This window comes from Thermomonas sp. S9 (genome assembly GCF_024704365.1).
Classification (GTDB): domain Bacteria; phylum Pseudomonadota; class Gammaproteobacteria; order Xanthomonadales; family Xanthomonadaceae; genus Thermomonas.
The window spans coordinates 1,390,563-1,408,300 of the sequence record NZ_JAJDFY010000001.1 but is presented as its reverse complement, the minus strand read 5'-3'; the positions used below and the strand labels follow the sequence as shown (position 1 = coordinate 1,408,300).

General features: G+C 65.5%; 20 protein-coding genes and 1 pseudogene. All 21 read right to left on the bottom strand.

Translation table 11 applies throughout. The features are described from left to right. Positions 1-14: 14 nt before the first annotated feature. Positions 15-350, bottom strand: a complete 336-nt coding sequence (locus LJB71_RS06990; protein ID WP_259303618.1) for an EpsG family protein — start codon at positions 348-350, stop codon at positions 15-17. After that, on the bottom strand, positions 347-1,051 hold the full coding sequence (locus LJB71_RS06985; RefSeq protein ID WP_259303617.1) for an EpsG family protein: 705 nt from the start codon (positions 1,049-1,051) through the stop codon (positions 347-349). The genes LJB71_RS06990 and LJB71_RS06985 overlap by 4 nt, the downstream gene beginning before the upstream one ends. A gap of 118 nt (positions 1,052-1,169) precedes the next feature. Then, a complete protein-coding gene (locus LJB71_RS06980) occupies positions 1,170-2,237 on the bottom strand; it encodes a glycosyltransferase family 4 protein (protein WP_259303616.1) in 1,068 nt (355 codons plus the stop codon). After that, entirely contained in the window at positions 2,234-4,207 is a 1,974-nt protein-coding gene (asnB, locus tag LJB71_RS06975; protein ID WP_259303615.1) for an asparagine synthase (glutamine-hydrolyzing), read from the bottom strand. The genes LJB71_RS06980 and asnB overlap by 4 nt, the downstream gene beginning before the upstream one ends. After that, the gene (locus LJB71_RS06970) at positions 4,195-5,403 is read right to left on the bottom strand and encodes a glycosyltransferase family 4 protein (RefSeq protein ID WP_259303614.1); all 1,209 of its coding nucleotides are present in this window, start codon (positions 5,401-5,403) and stop codon (positions 4,195-4,197) included. Before LJB71_RS06970 ends, asnB begins: the two co-directional genes overlap by 13 nt. Next, complete coding sequence (locus LJB71_RS06965) at positions 5,400-6,491, bottom strand: glycosyltransferase (protein WP_259303613.1); 1,092 nt, start codon at positions 6,489-6,491, stop codon at positions 5,400-5,402. The genes LJB71_RS06970 and LJB71_RS06965 overlap by 4 nt, the downstream gene beginning before the upstream one ends. Next, a complete protein-coding gene (locus LJB71_RS06960) occupies positions 6,488-6,805 on the bottom strand; it encodes an FkbM family methyltransferase (protein ID WP_259304756.1) in 318 nt (105 codons plus the stop codon). Before LJB71_RS06960 ends, LJB71_RS06965 begins: the two co-directional genes overlap by 4 nt. A gap of 47 nt (positions 6,806-6,852) precedes the next feature. Continuing rightward, positions 6,853-7,398, bottom strand: coding sequence for a hypothetical protein (locus LJB71_RS06955; RefSeq protein ID WP_259303612.1), 546 nt, complete (start codon positions 7,396-7,398; stop codon positions 6,853-6,855). Positions 7,399-7,537: 139 nt separating this feature from the next. Further along, positions 7,538-8,437, bottom strand: a complete 900-nt coding sequence (gene rfbA, locus LJB71_RS06950; protein WP_259303611.1) for a glucose-1-phosphate thymidylyltransferase RfbA — start codon at positions 8,435-8,437, stop codon at positions 7,538-7,540. Then, positions 8,434-9,490 (bottom strand): annotated as a pseudogene (rfbB, locus tag LJB71_RS06945) (dTDP-glucose 4,6-dehydratase). The gene rfbA and the pseudogene rfbB overlap by 4 nt, the downstream one beginning before the upstream one ends. A gap of 54 nt (positions 9,491-9,544) precedes the next feature. After that, positions 9,545-9,730, bottom strand: a complete 186-nt coding sequence (locus LJB71_RS06940; RefSeq protein ID WP_259303610.1) for a hypothetical protein — start codon at positions 9,728-9,730, stop codon at positions 9,545-9,547. A 2-nt stretch (positions 9,731-9,732) separates the two neighbouring features. After that, positions 9,733-10,443, bottom strand: a complete 711-nt coding sequence (locus LJB71_RS06935) for a lipopolysaccharide biosynthesis protein (protein WP_259303609.1) — start codon at positions 10,441-10,443, stop codon at positions 9,733-9,735. A gap of 23 nt (positions 10,444-10,466) precedes the next feature. Then, complete coding sequence (locus LJB71_RS06930) at positions 10,467-10,751, bottom strand: hypothetical protein (RefSeq protein ID WP_259303608.1); 285 nt, start codon at positions 10,749-10,751, stop codon at positions 10,467-10,469. Beyond that, positions 10,748-11,092 (bottom strand): oligosaccharide flippase family protein, encoded by a 345-nt coding sequence (locus tag LJB71_RS06925; protein ID WP_259303607.1) that lies wholly within the window; start codon positions 11,090-11,092, stop codon positions 10,748-10,750. Before LJB71_RS06925 ends, LJB71_RS06930 begins: the two co-directional genes overlap by 4 nt. 103 nt (positions 11,093-11,195) lie before the next feature. Next, on the bottom strand, positions 11,196-12,476 hold the full coding sequence (gene tviB / locus LJB71_RS06920; protein ID WP_259303606.1) for a Vi polysaccharide biosynthesis UDP-N-acetylglucosamine C-6 dehydrogenase TviB: 1,281 nt from the start codon (positions 12,474-12,476) through the stop codon (positions 11,196-11,198). Positions 12,477-12,553: 77 nt separating this feature from the next. Next, positions 12,554-12,913, bottom strand: coding sequence for a MarR family EPS-associated transcriptional regulator (locus LJB71_RS06915; RefSeq protein WP_259303605.1), 360 nt, complete (start codon positions 12,911-12,913; stop codon positions 12,554-12,556). A 78-nt stretch (positions 12,914-12,991) separates the two neighbouring features. Beyond that, the gene (locus LJB71_RS06910; protein WP_259303604.1) at positions 12,992-14,386 is read right to left on the bottom strand and encodes an O-antigen ligase family protein; all 1,395 of its coding nucleotides are present in this window, start codon (positions 14,384-14,386) and stop codon (positions 12,992-12,994) included. 109 nt (positions 14,387-14,495) lie between these two features. Next, positions 14,496-14,918, bottom strand: a complete 423-nt coding sequence (locus tag LJB71_RS06905) for a hypothetical protein (RefSeq protein WP_259303603.1) — start codon at positions 14,916-14,918, stop codon at positions 14,496-14,498. 99 nt (positions 14,919-15,017) lie between these two features. Continuing rightward, a complete protein-coding gene (locus LJB71_RS06900; protein WP_259303602.1) occupies positions 15,018-16,217 on the bottom strand; it encodes a tetratricopeptide repeat protein in 1,200 nt (399 codons plus the stop codon). A gap of 77 nt (positions 16,218-16,294) precedes the next feature. Then, complete coding sequence (locus LJB71_RS06895) at positions 16,295-16,462, bottom strand: hypothetical protein (RefSeq protein WP_259303601.1); 168 nt, start codon at positions 16,460-16,462, stop codon at positions 16,295-16,297. Between the two features lie 462 nt (positions 16,463-16,924). Further along, positions 16,925-17,737 (bottom strand): DnaJ domain-containing protein, encoded by an 813-nt coding sequence (locus LJB71_RS06890; RefSeq protein ID WP_259303600.1) that lies wholly within the window; start codon positions 17,735-17,737, stop codon positions 16,925-16,927. Position 17,738 lies beyond the last annotated feature (1 nt).

Below are 17,738 nucleotides of genomic sequence, written 5' to 3'. Positions count from 1 at the left end.
CTTCAATCCCAGAACTAAAGCCAGACGATCCGATACGGAATCCAATACTGTGAATGCGTCGCGAAATTGAGCCACACAAGCTGTACTGCCGCATAGTAGGCCATGACGGAAACAACCAGAATCCCCTTCCGCCTCGCGGCCACGGCAAGCCTGGCTATTCTCGAAAAAACGAAAAGCTGCAATGGAATGAAATAAAGCGCAACCCGATCCACCGCAGTGGACGCCTGCGAAACCAAGGGAATGCAGGCGATGGCAAACAGCGCCATCCACACCCACAGCTTTCGCTCGACCCTGTCTGGCGCCAAGCGCTTCCTGAAAATCAAAAACAGAACGGCGGGCACCGCGTTCATCGCAACGCGGATCCCGCCCCCTCGGACTGATATTGCGAAACGACATAATTAACCCATAACGATTCCGAGGAGTCGGCCAGCAGCAGATAATAGAACAGGACCGAAGCCGCGATGACCAGGAACGCAGTGAGCAGCCGATTCCTGCTCGCCGCCAACGCGGCAATCGGCATCAGCAGAACCGCCGTCTTGTGAAACAGCGCCCCAAGCGCCACCCACAGCACGAACTTCCGTACCCGCCCCTGCCCAAGCGCAGTCAGGCCAAGCAACGCGCAACCCAACGCTGCTGACTGCCGGGTGTACCCCATCCCCACGACAATGAGCATGTAGGGCACCGCCGCCAGCATCGCCAGCCACGGATTGGGCTGGGCGCGCGAGAAAACAATCGCCCCCCAGACCAGGAGGACTGCGCAGACCAGATTGACCCAGTAAATCTCGCCGCCCAGCCGATAAACCAGCCAGTTGAGCCCGTAGTAGCCAGCGTCCCCTCTCTCGAACACCTCGCCGATGGACGAAGACCCGTAGTAATTGAACTGCGCCAGGTAATTGAACCAGTCGCCCCCCACTTCATACCGAAACCCGATCATCAGGGAATACAGCAGAAACACCAATCCCCACGGCAGCCACACCTGTGTCCGCCTGAGCCGCCCTGGCTGCACCACCGCCCACGCGGGAACAAGAAACATCAGCCAATAAGGCCACATTTTAAGAATATCCTTGCCGATTCAGAAAAAATCATGGCAGCGCCCACCGGCAGTAATTCCAGGGCGCCATGACCAACCGCCAACGCGCCCCATATCCCTTGCACGTCCGCCCACAGGATCATTTCCCTGCTGTGCCACGAAGCAATTCCACGATCCTATCCTCCCAGGCCTGGAGTGAATATTGGGTTTCCACCCTGCGACGCCCAGCCGCCCCCATGCGGAAGCGCAGGCCGGCATCGCCGGCCAATGTTCCAACCGCATCCCGCCACTCCGCGTCGGTACTGGCGAGAAAACCGTTGACGCCGTGCTCGACGATCTCGCAGTTGACCCCGACCGGCGAGGCGACCACTGGCAGACCGCAGGCCATGTACTGAATCAGCTTGTATCCGCATTTGCCCCGTGCCCAGGGAGTGTCGGTCAGGGGCATGAGGCCAATGTCCATCTGCTGGATGCGCGCGACCTCGCTCTCTTCCGACCATGGCAGGCTATCGATCAGGGCATGTGGCGCGACGGTACGTCCGGCGCCAACGACCAGCAGGCGGGCGCCCTGCCTTGCTGCCACGTCTGTCAGCAAGGGCAGCATCGGGGCCATATATTCGTTCCAGGTGCTGGGTGTCCCGATCCAGCCGATCACCGGCAGCTGGCGGGCATCCGCCTGAGGCCGCATCTGGTACGAAGCGCTATCGACCACGGTCGGGATGACCTCCACACGCTGCGCTCCGGCCGCCAACGCCCGATCCGCCAGATAGCGATTGCCCGCCATCACCAGCGCCGAACGCGCCATCACCTGGTCGATCTTTTTCCCGAGGAGACGGCGAACGATGGCGCTTTCGTGCTGGTCGTAACGATGAAAAATCGCGTCGTCGTAATCACTGACGATGGGCACGCTCGCGGGAATCAGCTTCGCCTCGATGAAGGCCGGAACCCAGGGCAGTGCCTCTTTTTCAAGCCAGATCACATCCGCATTCCGCGACCGGAACCCATCCCGCAACCGCCGGGTGTAGGCGCGAACAACGGCATCGAAGCGAGAGGCGCCCCTGTAAAGCCCACCGAGATAACGATCGTCCAGCAGACAATCGAAACGGACATCGATGCCATGCCTGGCCAGCGCCGGAGCGAACTGCATCATCCGCAGCCGGCTCGACGCCCCCATTCGACCATACCGCGTCAGCGCTTGCAGCCTCATGTCCAATGTTCCTGCCAGGCCCGCAGCACCAGGATGCTCCATAGCCGGTGCGTCCAGTCGCGCCGGCCCGCGCAATGTTCGGCCCAGGCCTGCCGGACAGGGCCCGGGTTGATCAGACCGCTGCGCCGCAACGCATCCTCTGACAGCAGATCCTCGGCCCAGGTGCGCAGCGGACCACGCAGCCATTCGCCAACCGGAATGCCGAAACCGGCCTTTGGCCGCTCGATCAGTGCGCGTGGGACGTGCCGATGCAGAATTTCCCGCAATACCCATTTCCCTTTCCCAGCGCGAATCTTCATCCGCATCGGCAAGCGGGCAGACACGGCGAGCACCTCGGGATCGAGAAAGGGAACCCTGGTCTCGAGGCTGATCGCCATGGCGGCGCGATCCACCTTGCACAGGATGTCATCGGGCAGATAGCTCCGCAGATCCTGCGCCATCATCCGGGCGGCTGCATCATCGGCGACTGCCGCGGGCAATGGATCGTCCAGCAGGGTTTGCACCGCCAGATCCAGCCCGGTCACCAGTCGCTCGGGCTGCCATTCCGATACGAGGCTGCGGTAGAGATCGTCCACCGTCCTGACGCTGCGCAACCGTTCGGCAAGCCGATGCGCCTTGTCACCCGGTCGCGATACGCTGCCCCCGGCCAGCACTCCCAGCCTGTCCCATGCCGCAATTGGGACTGCGGTGATCGCGCGCCCGACTCCGCGCCGCACGGCATGCGGCATCCAGTGCAGTTTGCTCCAGATGCGCGGCCCCCAGAAATAGCGGTTGTAGCCGCCAAACAGCTCATCCCCCGCATCCCCGGAAAGGGCGACGGTCACGTGCGACCGCGCAGCCCGGCAGACCAGATGGGTCGGGATCTGCGAGGAATCCGCAAACGGTTCGTCATACATCGCCGGCAGCAGCGGAATGATGTCGCGGGCCTGGGTTTCGGTGACGGTGAGTTCGGTGTGATCCGTCCCCAGGTGCCGGGCAACCGCAGCGGCAAACGGGGCCTCGTTGAACGCCGCGTTCTCAAACCCGGCGGTGAAGGTACGGACCGGGCGCGCCGATTGCGCCTGCATGAGCGCGACGATCGGGGAACTATCGATGCCACCCGACAAGAACGCGCCGAGCGGCACATCCGCGATCATCTGGCGACGGACGGCCTGATGCAGCGCCTCCTCGACCTGCACGAACGCTTGCGCCTCATCGTCGAGCATGTCCTGCGCGCCCGCCTCGATCATCGCGTTCAGGGACCAGTAGCGCCGGATCGACAGCGTCCCATAGGCATCGCCAGGCCGCAGTGGCGCTGCCGGATGCGAGGCAGGCGGGCAACCCGCGACTGTGAGGATGCAGCCCGGCTCCAGCTTGTAGATGCCGGGGTGGATGCTGCGCGGCGCAGGCACATAGGTAAAGCGCAGATATTGCGCCAGCGCCTGCGGGCAGACTGCGTGCGGGCACTCTGGATGCTGCCGCAAGGCCGCGAGGCTCGAACCGAACACCAGCGCAGATCCCGCCCAACCCCAGTAGAGCGGCTTCTCGCCAATGCGATCACGGGCGAGTGACAAGGAGCGTTCCCGCCGGTCCCAGAGGGCGAGGGCAAACATGCCGGCCGCCCTCTGCAAGGTAGCGTCCAGCCCCCAGTGGGCGATCGCCGCCAGCAGTGTCTCGGTGTCCGAATGGCCACGCCAGTCCGGCGCGGCGCCCTGCGCCTGCAACTCCCGCCGCAGGTCGAGGTGGTTGTAGATTTCGCCATTGAAAGCGAACACATAGCGCCCGCAGGCGGATTGCATCGGCTGCGCCCCGGCCGGACTGAGATCCAGGATCGACAGCCGTCGGTGGCCCAGCGCAACCCCATCTCCCACCCAGATGCCCTCCGCATCGGGGCCACGATGGATCAGGGCCGCCGTCATCCGGCGGATCGTACCCACCAGATCCGCAGCCGGCCGCGCCGAACCGTCGAAAAACCCGGTCAGCCCGCACATGGTCTGCCCTCTTCTGTCAGTTGGGCATAGAGGCGCTGGTAGGCGACCGTTCCAGGCTCGAGTGAAAACACCTGCTCCGCAGCCGCACGACAGCGGGCGGCAAGCTGCGGGTCGCAAAGCAGCGCCTGCAGATCGCCCCAGGCAGCGGCCATCGCCGCGGGCTCAGGGCCTTGCACCAGAACGCCGACACGATGCTCGCGGATGATGCGGGCCGCATCCCCCACCCCCTCATTGGCCACCACCGGCCGGCCACAGCCCAGGATTTCGCCCATGCGCGTAGGAGAACTGCCCAACTTGCCAAGACCGTCAGTGAAAAACATGACCGAAGCCGTCTGCGCCTGCAGCACCTGCGGCACCAGATCGGGCACAGAGGGCGCAATGCGCAGGCGGTCGCCCAGCCGGCCGTCCGGATCAAGCGCAGCACGCACCTGCGCCGCATCATCCCGCGTGGTGATCTGAAACACCGCTTCGGGGTCATGCGCGGCGGCGACGGCGAGGAACCCCGCCAGCCAGTCCAGCCGGAACCAGCCGCTCAGCACGGTACCGAGGCAACCGATCACCCGCCGTTCCGGCTGCGCTGGAGCGGGCTTGAAACGCTCGAGATCGGCGCAGGTGGGGATCACGACCACCCTCTGCCCGGCCATTTCCGCCGGATAAGTACGCTCGAGATACTCGACGGCGGCCTGAGTCAGAGAAACAACCGCTCCGGCGCGCCGCAGGCAAGCCCGTTCGGCCGCCACCATCACACGATGCAACAGCGACCCGCGCCGCAGCCGGCCCGCGGTGATCAGTTCCTCCGGCCAGAGCGCGCGCATGTCGAAGATGAAGGGCACGCCCGTCAGGCGCGAGACGAGCAGCGCCACCGCCGCCGGTATGTAGGAGCGCGCATGGATCAGCCGCACGCCCTGCGTATGAATCTCACGGTAGGCAAGCCACGCCATGCGCAGCATCGACAGTGCCGGAGCGATCACCTTCGGCCACGACCGGAACCGCTGCGGCAGCCAGCGGATACCCAACCGCTCACATTCCGCGCGCATCGCCGCCATGCGTGCGGCATCGGTACGGTCATTGTCTTTCTCATAGGTGATCAGCGTGACCCGGTAATCGCGTGCAAGCCCGCGCAGATAGGCCAGAACCTGGCTTTGTCCGAGGGGCTCTAGCAGTCCGTTGCGGGTAAGGTAAAGAGTCGGAGTCATGCCAACCCCAGCAGTTCCAGATATTTGCGCGCCGCGATTTCCGGCTTGAAATCCGCGGCCCGGCGGATCAGGGCAGCGCGGTCTGCGGGGGTGTCCAATGCCTCATCCATCGCGTGCGCAAGGGCCTGCGCATCGCCCACCGGCACCAAATGCCCATACCGCCCGCCCTGCAGAATTTCGGCAGGGCCGGAGGGACAGTCGGTGGAAACCACCGGCAGGCCGAAGGACAGCGCCTCGACGATCACGTTGCCAAAACCCTCATGGTCTGAAGACAGGACGAACAGATCCGCAGTGGCATAGAAAGGGGAAGGATCGAGATGGAAGCCAGCAAAGATCACCCGATCCGCGATTCCAAGCTCCGCAGCCAGCACCCGTAAAGCGACCTCATCCTGCCCTTGACCAAGCAGCATCAATCGCGCCTCGGAGCGCGGCAAGACAGCAAAGGCCTGCAGAAGTAGCGCGTGATTCTTTACCGGCTTCAGACTGCCGACGGTCAGGATGCGTGTGCCCTTTGCCCCCCAGAGTGCATCGGCCGCATTCAATGCCTCGCGGCATGGCATGACGGCGGCGCGCACAGGATTGTGAACCGTCGCGAACCGATCTGAAGTCATCCATGACAAGGCCGCCATATCGGCACACGTTCCCCGAGAGACACCGGCCCGTGCCGAGGCGAGGCGATAGCCCAAAGCGACCAAGACACGCAGCGCAAGGCGGTGAAACCGGCCATACGGCGCATATTGCCGCGACAGGATCGCATGCTCACTGGCCAGAACCTTGCCTTGAAACCCGGCCATCCGCGCTGCCACCGGAGCGATCGCGGTCAGGGGCCACATGGCCGCGATCACTGCCGCTGGCCGTCTTCGGCGCAGATAGCGGATCAGTGCGCCTGTAGCGTTTCGGGCGCGAGGCGCGGCCAGATCGACGATTGCGAAATCCCGCTGCGCCTCGGGCAGGAACTCCCCCGTAGCCCGCATCAGGACGAATTCGACGGAGTGGCCGAGGCTGGCGAATTCTTGCGCCAAATCGACCATTACCCGCTCGGCTCCACCGCCGCGCAGGTCGGGAAGAAGGATTGCAATCTTTTTCATGCCAGACAACGCCCAAGGTCATCGAGCACCCGGACCGCAAGCCTGTTATTCCCATCAATTTCTCGCACCTGAAAGCCCTGCTCCTGCAAAAATGCAGTCAGCGATGCAGAAACATTGCGATCCCTGCTGTTGTCCTCATAGATTACAGCAGAAGTTTTTGCCAGCGCATCAATCCCACCCTGAAAAGCGCCCAATTCCGCACCCTCGAGATCGACCTTCATCATTTTGATTGACGGCACATGCAAAAGCAGCCCATCCAGGCGAGCCGTCGTGACATCAACCGTTTCTGCAGCATCCGCATGTGACCTGGCAATCGATGCCTGCCCATACTTTCCCCCGCGGAACAGTCGCTGTCACTTTTTCACCATCGGCATCTGACAGTGCAAATTCCAGCACAGAAACATTGCGGCAGCCATTCATGTCGAGATGACTCTTCAGAATGCGGGCAGTGTCCGGCATCATCTCGATCGCAAAAACTCTTCCACCCCCCTACGATCAGAGACGCCAAGACAGAGAAAACACCTATGTTTGCACCAGCATCCACAAAAACATCTCCTTCCCCCAAAAATTTCCTGATCACCCGAAACAATCTGCGCTCACGCCAGGGCAACACATGCCAGAGATCATCAGTTCTCGCTCTAACCCTAAAAACGCCGAAACCCTGGACATTCAAAGTTGCATCCCATAACAGAACAGGATCCTGCCATCCGCCCAAGTTAGACAATGACGTGACGGGCGCCACAAAAGCAGACACCCATAGCACCCCCTCATCCGCAATTTTCGCGCCTCGAATTTGCCAGAGAATTATTACCCAGCGCCCCAGCCGGCAAACATAATTAAGAATACAACGCAAAATGCGGCGAATAAATTCTGGCGTCACAGATTTCACTCTGTCGCGCACGGTCATTGCGTCACTCAACCTACACCCCCAATCACAACAATAGCAATGGAACCGGCATATTTACCTGCAAACACCACGGCAAACCCAACCGGTCTGATGGTAGAAACCCATAATCACCGCGCGTTCCATGATGACTCAATCACCGTCATCCCCCGCTTCCGATCAACCCCAGCAAATACTCTCCATATCCGCTCTTCCCCAGCGGCCGCGCCAGTTCGCGCAGCGCGGCGGCGTCGATCCAGCCGTTGCGCCAGGCGATTTCCTCCGGGCAGCACACGCGCAGGCCCTGGCGTTTCTCGATGGTTTCCATGTACGCCGCCGCCTCCACCAGCGATTCGTGGGTACCGGTGTCGAGCCAGGCGAAGCCGCGGCCCAGGGTCTCCAGGTGCAGGCTGCCGTCCTCGAGGTAGCGGCGGTTGAGGTCGGTGATCTCCAGCTCACCGCGCGCGGAAGGCGCCAGCTGCGCCGCGAAGTCGCTGGCGCGGCCATCGTAGAAATACAGGCCGGTCACGGCGTAGTGGGATTTCGGCTGGGCCGGTTTTTCCTCCAGCCCGATCACCCGCCCCTGCGCATCGAACTCGGCCACGCCGTAGCGCTGCGGGTCGTGCACCCAGTAGCCGAACACGGTGGCGCCCTCGCTGCGGGCATCCGCGCGCCGCAGCAGCTCGGTCAGGCCCTGGCCGTGGAAGATGTTGTCACCCAGCACCAGGCAGCTGGGCGCGCCGGCCAGGAACTCGCGGCCGATCAGCAGCGCCTGCGCCAGCCCGTCCGGGCGCGGCTGCACCGCGTATTCCAGGCGCATGCCCCACTGGCGGCCGTCGCCCAGCAGGCGCTGGAACAGGGCCTGCTCGTGCGGAGTGGTGATGATGAGCACCTCGCGCAGGCCGGCCAGCATCAGCACGCCCAGCGGGTAATACACCATCGGTTTGTCGTACACCGGCAGCAGCTGCTTGCTGATCGCCTGGGTAATGGGATACAGCCGGGTGCCGGAGCCGCCGGCCAGGATGATGCCCTTGCGTCGCAGGCGTGGCGTCTGTGCGTTCATGCGGCGGTCCCGATGCGTTCCAGGCGGTAAGAGCCGTCCAGCACCCGCGCCACCCAGTCCTGGTGCGCCAGATACCAGTCCACGGTGTCGGCCAGGCCCTGCTCGAAGCTGCGCCGCGGCACCCAGCCCAGCTCGCGGCGCAGCTTTGCCGGCGTCGATGGCATAGCGGCGGTCATGCCCGGGGCGGTCCTGCACGAAGGTGATCTGCGCGGCATAGGACTGCCCATCCGCGCGCGGCCGACGCCGATCCAGATGCGCGCAAATGGCGCGCACGACCGCGATGTTCTCGCGCTCGGCATTGCCGCCGATGTTGTAGGTCTGCCCCGTCCGGCCTTTGGCCAGCACGGTGCAGATCGCCTCGCAGTGGTCGTGCACGTGCAGCCAGTCGCGCACCTGGCGGCCATCGCCATACACCGGCAGCGGTTCGCCGGCCAGCGCCCTGGCGATCACCAGCGGGATGAGCTTCTCCGGAAACTGGTACGGGCCGTAGTTGTTGCTGCAGTGGGTGGCCAGCGTGGGCAGCCCGTAGGTGTGGTGGAAGGCGCGCACCAGGTGGTCGGACGCGGCCTTGGACGCGGCGTAGGGCGAGTTCGGCGCATACGGCGTGTTCTCGGTGAACGCGCCGGTCTCGCCCAGCGCGCCGTACACCTCGTCGGTGGAGACGTGCAGGAAGCGGAACGCCGCGCGCGCCTCGCCCTCCAGCGCCTTCCAGTAATCGCGCACCATCTCCAGCAGGGCCAGGGTGCCCACCACGTTGGTCTGGATGAAGGCCGCCGGGCCGTCGATGGAGCGGTCCACGTGGCTTTCGGCGGCGAAGTTCAGCACCGCGTCCGGACGATGCTCCGCCAGCAGCCGCGCCACCAGCGCGCGATCGCCGATGTCGCCGTGCACGAACACATGGTGCGGGTCATGGGCAACCTCCGCCAGCGTGTCCAGATTGCCGGCATAGGTCAGCGCATCCAGATTCACCACGCGCACCCCACGCCGCACCGCCTCCAGCACGAAGTTGCCGCCGATGAAACCGGCGCCGCCGGTGATGAGCCAGGTGGTCATGTCACAGTCTCCCGTCTACCGCCGCGCGCGGCAGCACATGCTTCACGCCTCGGATCACAGAGCGCTGTTTACCCAGCAGACACTCTTCGCTTCCACGAAACCGATGGGCTTGATCGTGCGCATCTGCGAGTTCGTGCCGCATATTCTCCTTTTTACCCTGAGATCAAAGGTGCCCAGCCGGGCGTTATGCCCCTGCAAGACATGCTTGATATCCATCACCCACTCAACGTGCAGCTCCATCATTATTTCCCTCGCCGAGGAAGTGAAGAGCCTCCGCCAGCCACCGCCCAGGCCCCAATATCCATCGCCTCGAGTCGCCGAATATCCTGCCATAGCAGTACACCCCACAAGGCCGATGCAATCGAAACCGCTGCTGCTGCGCCAAGATTCCCCCAAAAAACAATAGCAGGCCACAACAGCAAACATAGCACCAATACCGAAATCAGTGATGCGCGGGTTACATGCTTCTGATGCCCCAACATATTCAAGGCATTAGCACCAGCCCCGAATAAAGCATATGCAAGCACCCCGATCGCGAGCATCAGGAAAATCCGGTTGGCACCAGCGTATTCCAAGCCGAATATATTTTCGATCAACCAGTTGCCCGCAAGGACAAACGGAAGCAACAACACCGCAACGGAAGCGACCATTCCGCGAGCTGAATACACCAGCATCACACGGAGACGCCTCCTATCGCCAATCGCCGCCAAGCGCGAAACATGCGGCCCGGTAACAAGACTGATCACGCTAATAGGCAATACCAGCAGAGTCATGAGTGACGTTGCAACCCGGAATTTCCCAACATCGGCCATGCTCACCATTGCACTCAATACCAGGATTGCCGCCTGCCCCTGCACCACGCGCAAACCTTCCGTTAGCGCCATCGGAAGGGCAGAAGAACGCCATTGCGACGGCGTCATCTGTGGAATTGCCGAATAGACTGCTGTGGGCATGCTGCGCGCGATGAGGAATCCGCCTACGGCGACAGCGATGGCAACAGCCAAAACCCCCCGCCCCCCAAGGCTTTTGCGGGAGTCAACGTGATGCCGAAGAAAATAATCACTACCAGGACAGCCGAATGCAACGCCGGACGCATCAGTCCATCCAGCATCTGGGCGTATACAATCCTCAGCAACCCTCTCAGTATTGCCGCAGCCATCGCACCGAATGCAATCAATGGCACCAGCAACGACCCAACCAATAACGCATTGCCAAGTCTCGACTGCAAACCGGGGCCGGCAGTAACCAGCCAGGCGATCAATAGGGCAAGAATTCCAATCGAAGACCAAATGGCAGCACCAAGGCCCACCGGACGACACCGTTGAGACGCCCCCAATCATGCACCGCGTTTGCAGCAGCCACTTCGCGAGTAAGCAATTGCGGCAAGCCAAATTGCGAAGGAACCCCAAGCATCGAGACGACCGCCATCGCCACGCCATATATTCCATAGCCCGCAGCCCCTAGCCCCCTGGCAAGTTGCCAGCCAAGCAAAAAAGTGAAGGCCATGCCAAGCATCGACACCCCAGTAGCGCCGCCAACTGACTTAAGAAGCGTGGCCCCCAAACCGTTTCCGGCAAGGTGGTAGTGCAGGCGCCGAATCACGTCAGTGAAACTCCAGCATCGCTTTTCTGGTGACCACAGATGACCGGATGGGTCTGGATATAGGGATATAGCCAACGCTGCCAGTGACCGAGATGTTCATACTTTACAGCCGCCCATCCACCGCACCCCGCGGCAACACGCCCTTCACGTCGTACACCACACCCGCCTGCGGCCCGCAGAAGGCGCGCACGCCCTGCCCGCCCAGCTGCCGGAACTCGTCATGGGCAACGGCCAACACCACGGCGTCGTAAGCCCCCGCCTCCGGCGTGGCAATCGGCGTGATGCCGTATTCGTGCCGGGCCTCCTCCGCATCCACCCACGGGTCATGCACGTCCACGCGGGCGTTGTAGCCCTGCAGGGCCTGCACGATGTCCACCACGCGGGTATTGCGCAGGTCGGGGCAGTTTTCCTTGAAGGCCAGGCCCAGGATCAGGATGCGGGCATTCACCGGGTTGATGCCCTTGCGCACCATCAGCTTGATGACCTGGTCGGCCACGTAGGGGCCCATGCCGTCATTGGTGCGGCGGCCGGCCAGGATCACCTGCGGGTGGTGGCCCACTTCCTGCGCCTTGTGGGTGAGGTAATACGGATCCACGCTGATGCAGTGGCCGCCCACCAGGCCGGGGCGGAACGGCAGGAAGTTCCATTTGGTGCCGGCGGCTTCCAGCACGTCCAGGGTGTCGATGCCCAGCTTGTTGAACAGGATGGCAAGGTCGTTGACCAGCGCGATGTTGAGGTCGCGCTGGGTGTTCTCGATGACCTTGGCGGCTTCCGCCACCTTCAGGCTGGGCGCCTTGTGGGTGCCGGCGGTGATGATGCTGGCGTAGAGGGCGTCCACGAAATCCGCGGTGGCCGGAGTGGAGCCGGAAGTCACCTTCTTGATGGTGGTGACGCGGTGGGCCTTGTCGCCGGGGTTGATGCGCTCGGGGCTGTAGCCGATGAAGAAATCGGCATTGAAGCGCAGGCCGGAGACGCGTTCGAGGATGGGGACGCAGACTTCCTCGGTGCAGCCGGGATACACGGTGGATTCGTAGACCACGGTATCGCCGGGCTTGAGGATGCGGCCGATGGCCTCGCTGGCCTTCACCAGCGGCGTGAGATCGGGCCGCTTGGCGGCGTCGATCGGGGTCGGCACGGTGACGATATAGACGTTGCAGCCGGCGATGTCGGCCAGCGCATCGGTGAAGGAAAGCCGGGTGGCCTGGGCCAGCAGCTCCGGCTCCACTTCCCGCGTGCTGTCCCGGCCCTGCTTCAGCTCGGCGATGCGGGCGGGATTGATGTCGTAGCCGATGGTGGGGTACTGCTTGCCGAATTCCACCGCCAGCGGCAGGCCCACGTAGCCCAGGCCGACGATGGCGATGCGCGCGTCCGTGTGTGGTTGCATTCCCTGATGTCCCCCTGGTTCCGTGTTCGGTCTGCGTTGCTCTGGCGCGCCGGTGATAACGCCCTGCCGCGGGGCGATCAGCCCGGCTTTCCGGTTGGCGGATGCTCCGCCGAGGCGGCGACCTCGTGCTGCAGGCGCTCGATCTCGCTGCGCAACTGGTCGTATTCGCGCATCTTGCGGGCGAGGAACTGGCGGGTCAGGCGCGCCTTGGCCTCGATCCCGCGCGGCGTGAGCAGGTAGGCATAGCCCAGCTTGTCGGGGTTGCGGCTGAAATTGCCGGCTTTCACCCAGCCCTTTTCGATCAGGGCGCGCAGCGCGTAATTCAGCTTGCCGAGCGACACCCCGGTTGCGCGCGCCAGTTCGCGCTGGCTGGCCTGCGGCGCGGCCTGCAGCCGGCGCAGGATCGCCACCTGCAGTTCATCGGGCTGGATCGACATCGGTAGCGGTGTTCACGGATTGAACGCCACCGCAAGTTACTCCGTGCAGGCCACGGAAGCAAGCCGGGGGCGAGGTGCTCAGGCTTCGGCGGCCGTGCCTGGGTCCCCGGAGACGGGCGCAACGGTGCGCGGCCGGCCGCGCAGGCGTACACGCGCGTCGCCTACCGCCGCCAGCATCACCCCCGCCAGCGCGCCGCAGGTAGCCATCAGGGTGAGCGTGCGCAGCGGGTAGTCCACCCACGAATGCGCCAGCACCGCGACCAGCGCGGCCCAGCAGGCCGCCGCCAGCACCGCCTGGCGGCCCTCGCTGCGCAGCACGCGCCAACCGGCCGCCAGCAGCAGCCCGATCACCGCGGCCAGCGCCAGCATCCCCAGCCAGCCGCTGGTCATCCACCACTGGGCGAATTCGTTGTGCGCGTGATTGATGTACTGCGGCAGCTTCAGCGCCAGCGGCGCGGCCTGCTCGAACGCGGGCACGAAGCTGCCGACACCGCTGCCCAGCGGGGCCTCGGCCTGGCCGATGGCCAACGCGGCGGCGGCCATCTCGTGGCGCATTTCGTCCACCTGGTCCACACCCATCCAGCCGATGCCGGCGCGGATGCCGACCACCGCCAGCACCAGCACGACCAGCGCGATCGCCGCCATGCGCCGGCTGCGCAGGATCCTGCGTGGCCGCAGCAGCCCGGTCAGCAGCAGCGCCACCGCGAAGGCCGGCAGCACGATCACCATGCCGGCGCGCGAGGTCGCCAGCGGCACCATCAGCAGCAGGAACACCGCCAGCCCGAGGTAGCGCCAGTGGTGGCGCGGACGGACCTCGCCGCGGGCCTCGCGCAGGCGCGCCTCGGCGGCCAGGCCGAGCGCCAGCACCATGCCGATGATGCAGGCCGTGGCCTGGTGGTTGGTGTTCACCAGCAGCCCGCCGAAGCCGTTGCTGAAATCCTGGTACAGCCGCAGCGGGCTGTCCGGCGGCAGCCCGGCCTGGAAGAACGCGAAAAACACATTGAAGACGACCAGTCCCAGGATCGCCAGCACGAGCAGGCGGCGCTCGCGCGGCTGGAGCGCACACGCGCCAAGAAACGCCGCCAGCGCCGGCAGCAATGCCCACAGCCCGCGCTCGGTGGCCGCGGGCGTCAGGCTCCAGTGCGGGTTGACCTGCACGCCGGCCACGGCAAGATCCGCTGCCAGCATCTGCCGTGCCGGCGGCAGTTGCCAGAGCGCCATCGGGATCGGCAGCAGCTGCACCAGCGGCACCAGCACGATCAGCAGTGCGATCACGATGCCTGCCTGCACCCAGCGCGATGCCCCGTCCGCCAGCAGCAACCAGGCCGCCAGCAGCAGCACCGGCAGCGCCAGCAACTGCAGGCCCAAGTCGATACCGGTGTCGTCCACGGTGACGCCGCCGCCCAGCCAGCAGGCCAGCAGCAGGATCGACACGGCGGGAAGCAGGAAACGGCGGGCGCGCTCGATCATCATCGTCCAAGCATATCCGGCAGGCCGCGGGATTGGCGACAGTCAGCACCCCAGAATGCCGCAGGGCAGGTCTCTCGGCCTGCCCTGCGGAAACACGCGATACGCGGGAGGATCAGAAGTGACGGATGCTGGCGCTCAGCGGACCGACCTTCACGTCTTTCTCGTTGACCAGAACGGCGGCTCCGAGCGCGGCCGCGCCGGCGATGATCGCGGCATTGGCACCAGACGCAGTGCCATTATTCGTCCAGCCCGCCACCTTGCAGTCCGCCGGCACGGTGTACACGCCCGGCTGGCGCAGTTCCATCTTGCAGCCGTTCCTGTAGACCAGGGTGGCGGCGGAACCGGCGTTGACCATCACCTTTTCGCCCACCGCGACCGGCTGGCCGCTGTTGGCGGTCATGTAGTCGCCGCCGGTGCTGGTCATGGCCGAGCCGGCATTGATCTGGATGACGATGCTGTTGTTCTGCTCCTGGGCGAAGGCCGGGGCAGCGAACGCGACGGAAGCGGCAATCAGGGCGGCGGCGAACTTGGTCATGGCGATCATCCTTGAAGCAGGGGGCAACTTGCATCGGCAGGCTAGCACCATTGATATGTCGATGCAACCTGCAAGCCGATGATTTTCCGGGGCTTACGTTCATGTTTGTGGCAGAAGCGTGAACCCGGTCAACCACAGCTCGCCCGAGATCCGCTGCGCGGCGCCGGCGGGCACCGGATTCACCAGGCGCAGCCACTGTCCCGGGCAGCCGGTCGGCGGCACCGAAAACTCCATCTGGAAGCCGGTCCAGCCCATATTGCCCTGCAGCGGATCGCTGCGCGCCAGGACCGTGCCCGACCCCGCACACACCACCTGCCACTGCAGGCCCATTTCACTGCGCAGGGCCGTCGCCCGGGCGCGAAAGCCCAGCCGGTAGTGGCCCGGGCCCAGCAGCAGCGGCTGGCTGAGGCCGCCTTCCGGAACGCGCCGGTCGAGGAAATTCAGATACGCCGCCTGCCCGCGGATGCCCGCGTCCGGGACGAAATCCAGCAGCACGCCCGGGACCCGCTTCACGCGCCAATCGAATCCGGCGTTCGAGGGCGGCTGGCGGAAATCGCCGTTGTAGAGCAGCGGCAGCCGCCCGTCCGGCTTCGGCACGCCGCTGGCCCAGCGCGCGTAGGCCTCGCCCCAGCGCCCCTGTGCCATCAGGCTGTCCAGCCAGCGGTCGTATTCGTCCTGGCTCAGGCCACCTTGCGCCTGCAGGGCCTGCATGATGCGGCCGGCGGCTTCGGGGTTGCCGATCTTGGGATGGCGCAGCGCGGCCAGGGTGCCGTCCCGCCAGGGCGGGTTGCCGGCCAGCATGTGCGCCAGCGCATCCGCGAACGCCGGCTCCTGCGCCATCTGCACCAGCACCGGGTTGATCGCAGCGGCGCGGGTCGGCGACATCCGCAGCAGGCTGTCGATCTGCGCCAGCGCCGCGGGGTATTGCCCCTGCTGCAGGTAATGCTGGGCCAGCCAGGCACGGCTGGGCAGGTCGCGCGGAGCGCGCCGTGAGGCGATCTGGTAGAGACGCAGCGCCTGCGCCGCATCGCCGCGACGCTCGGCCACCTGGGCCAGGATCCGGAACGCCTGCCCACGCAGCGGGGAATTCGCCAGCACCCGGCGCGCGCTGTCCTGCGCGGCCTGCAGATCACCGGCGGCCAGCTGGCGTTCGGCCTGCGCCAGCAGGGCCGCGGAAAACTCCGGACGCCACTGCAAGGCCAGTGCCGGGGCATCATCCGCGACCGCCTGTTCGGCACGCAGCTGGCCGTAGATCCGCCAGCCGGCCCAGAGGGCCAGGACCACGAGGACCAACCGCACGGCCTTGCGCCATGCCGGGTTCGATGCGGGGGCAGGCATCGGATGCATCGCTGCATTCGCACTCTTCGCCGTTGGACTCATGGCGCTCCCTCCAGCCGAATGCCGGTCACCAGCCAGTAGCCGTCCCGCCAGTGCAGGTGTGCCAGCAGCTGCCCCGTGCCGGGTGTGGTTCCGGCAACCGCAACGACGGAACCCAACTCCGCGCTGTCATTGCCGATCTGCCATTGCGCCGGCAGCAGGCGCACACGCCCACCCGCATGCAGGCGGCGGCGCGAGCTGCTCGGCCTCATCCTCGATCCGCGGGCTGTTCCAGATCGGGGGCGAGGCCCGCCCCGGCGACTGCATGAAGCGCAGCAGCAGCTCGCCGGTCTGGCCGCGCCGCCTGGAGACGGGCGAAATCGGGAGCGCCGCCATCGCTGGCCGCCGGTGTCGGCATCGGGGACTGCGCGGCGGCCGGGGCAATGGCAGCAACCGACGCCGGTTGCGGAGACTGCATGGCATTCGCCACGACCGGCGGAGGCGGTGATGGCGGGGCCGTGGCGGCGGCCGACGCCGCAGACCGGGGCATCGTGATGTCGCGCACACCGGAGGGCGCAGGCTCCGGCGCGCGCGCCGCGGCCATCTCGGCTTTGGAACGGCCTGGCCTGGGCATCGCGGGGCTGGAGACGCCGGCCACCGCCGTCGGCGCAGGCCGCGCGGGCGTTCGCTCAGCCGTCGCCCGCATCTCGCGGCGCGGCGCGGGGCGGGCAGCCGGCTGCAGCGGTTTGTCCGTTGTCCTGCCATCCGCTCCGCGCGACTCCCCCGCGCGCCGGCCCGTGCGGCACGCTCAGCGCAAGCTCCGCATCGTCAGGACTCCCCGCGGCATGCGCCAGCGCGCCCGGCGCTGGCTCCTCCCAGGCCTCCGGGCTGCTGGCCAGATCGCGCAGCGCCAGCACCGCCAGCACCGCGCACAGCGCCAGCAGGGCCAGGATCGGCAGCCGCCGGCGCCAGCGCATCTCGGCCGCGACCGGCTCGGGCAGTGGCCGCCATCCCGGCACCGGCATCGGAGCGGCGCCGTCGAACGCGCCCTGGGCCCGGTCCTGCCGCAGCGACTGGTCGTAGTCGCGCCGACGCTCGGGGCTGCGCAGGCGGTTCCAGGCGGCGTTCACCCGCGCCGCGAAGGCCGCATCTTCCTCGCTGTGCGGGCGGTCCGGATGCAGCCACGACTGCAGCAGCCGGTGATGCAGCTTGATGCGATCGGAAGATGCATCCGCCGCCACTCCGAGGATGCGATACGCATCCGCCTCGGGGAAGAACAGGATTTCGCGCGCATAGAACTGCGCGGCCTCGCGCAGCCGCGCCTCGCTTTCGCCGAAAGCGGCGGCCGCCTGCGCCGAAACATCCGGAGTCGCGCCGGCGGCGATCCCCAGCAATACGTCCACGCCCTCCGGCAACGGCCTTTGCCGCAGCAGGTGGCGCTCCCCCGGCGCCTGCAGCAGCGCCAGTGCCCATTCCAGCGCGCTCCCCTTCGCGCCGTCCACC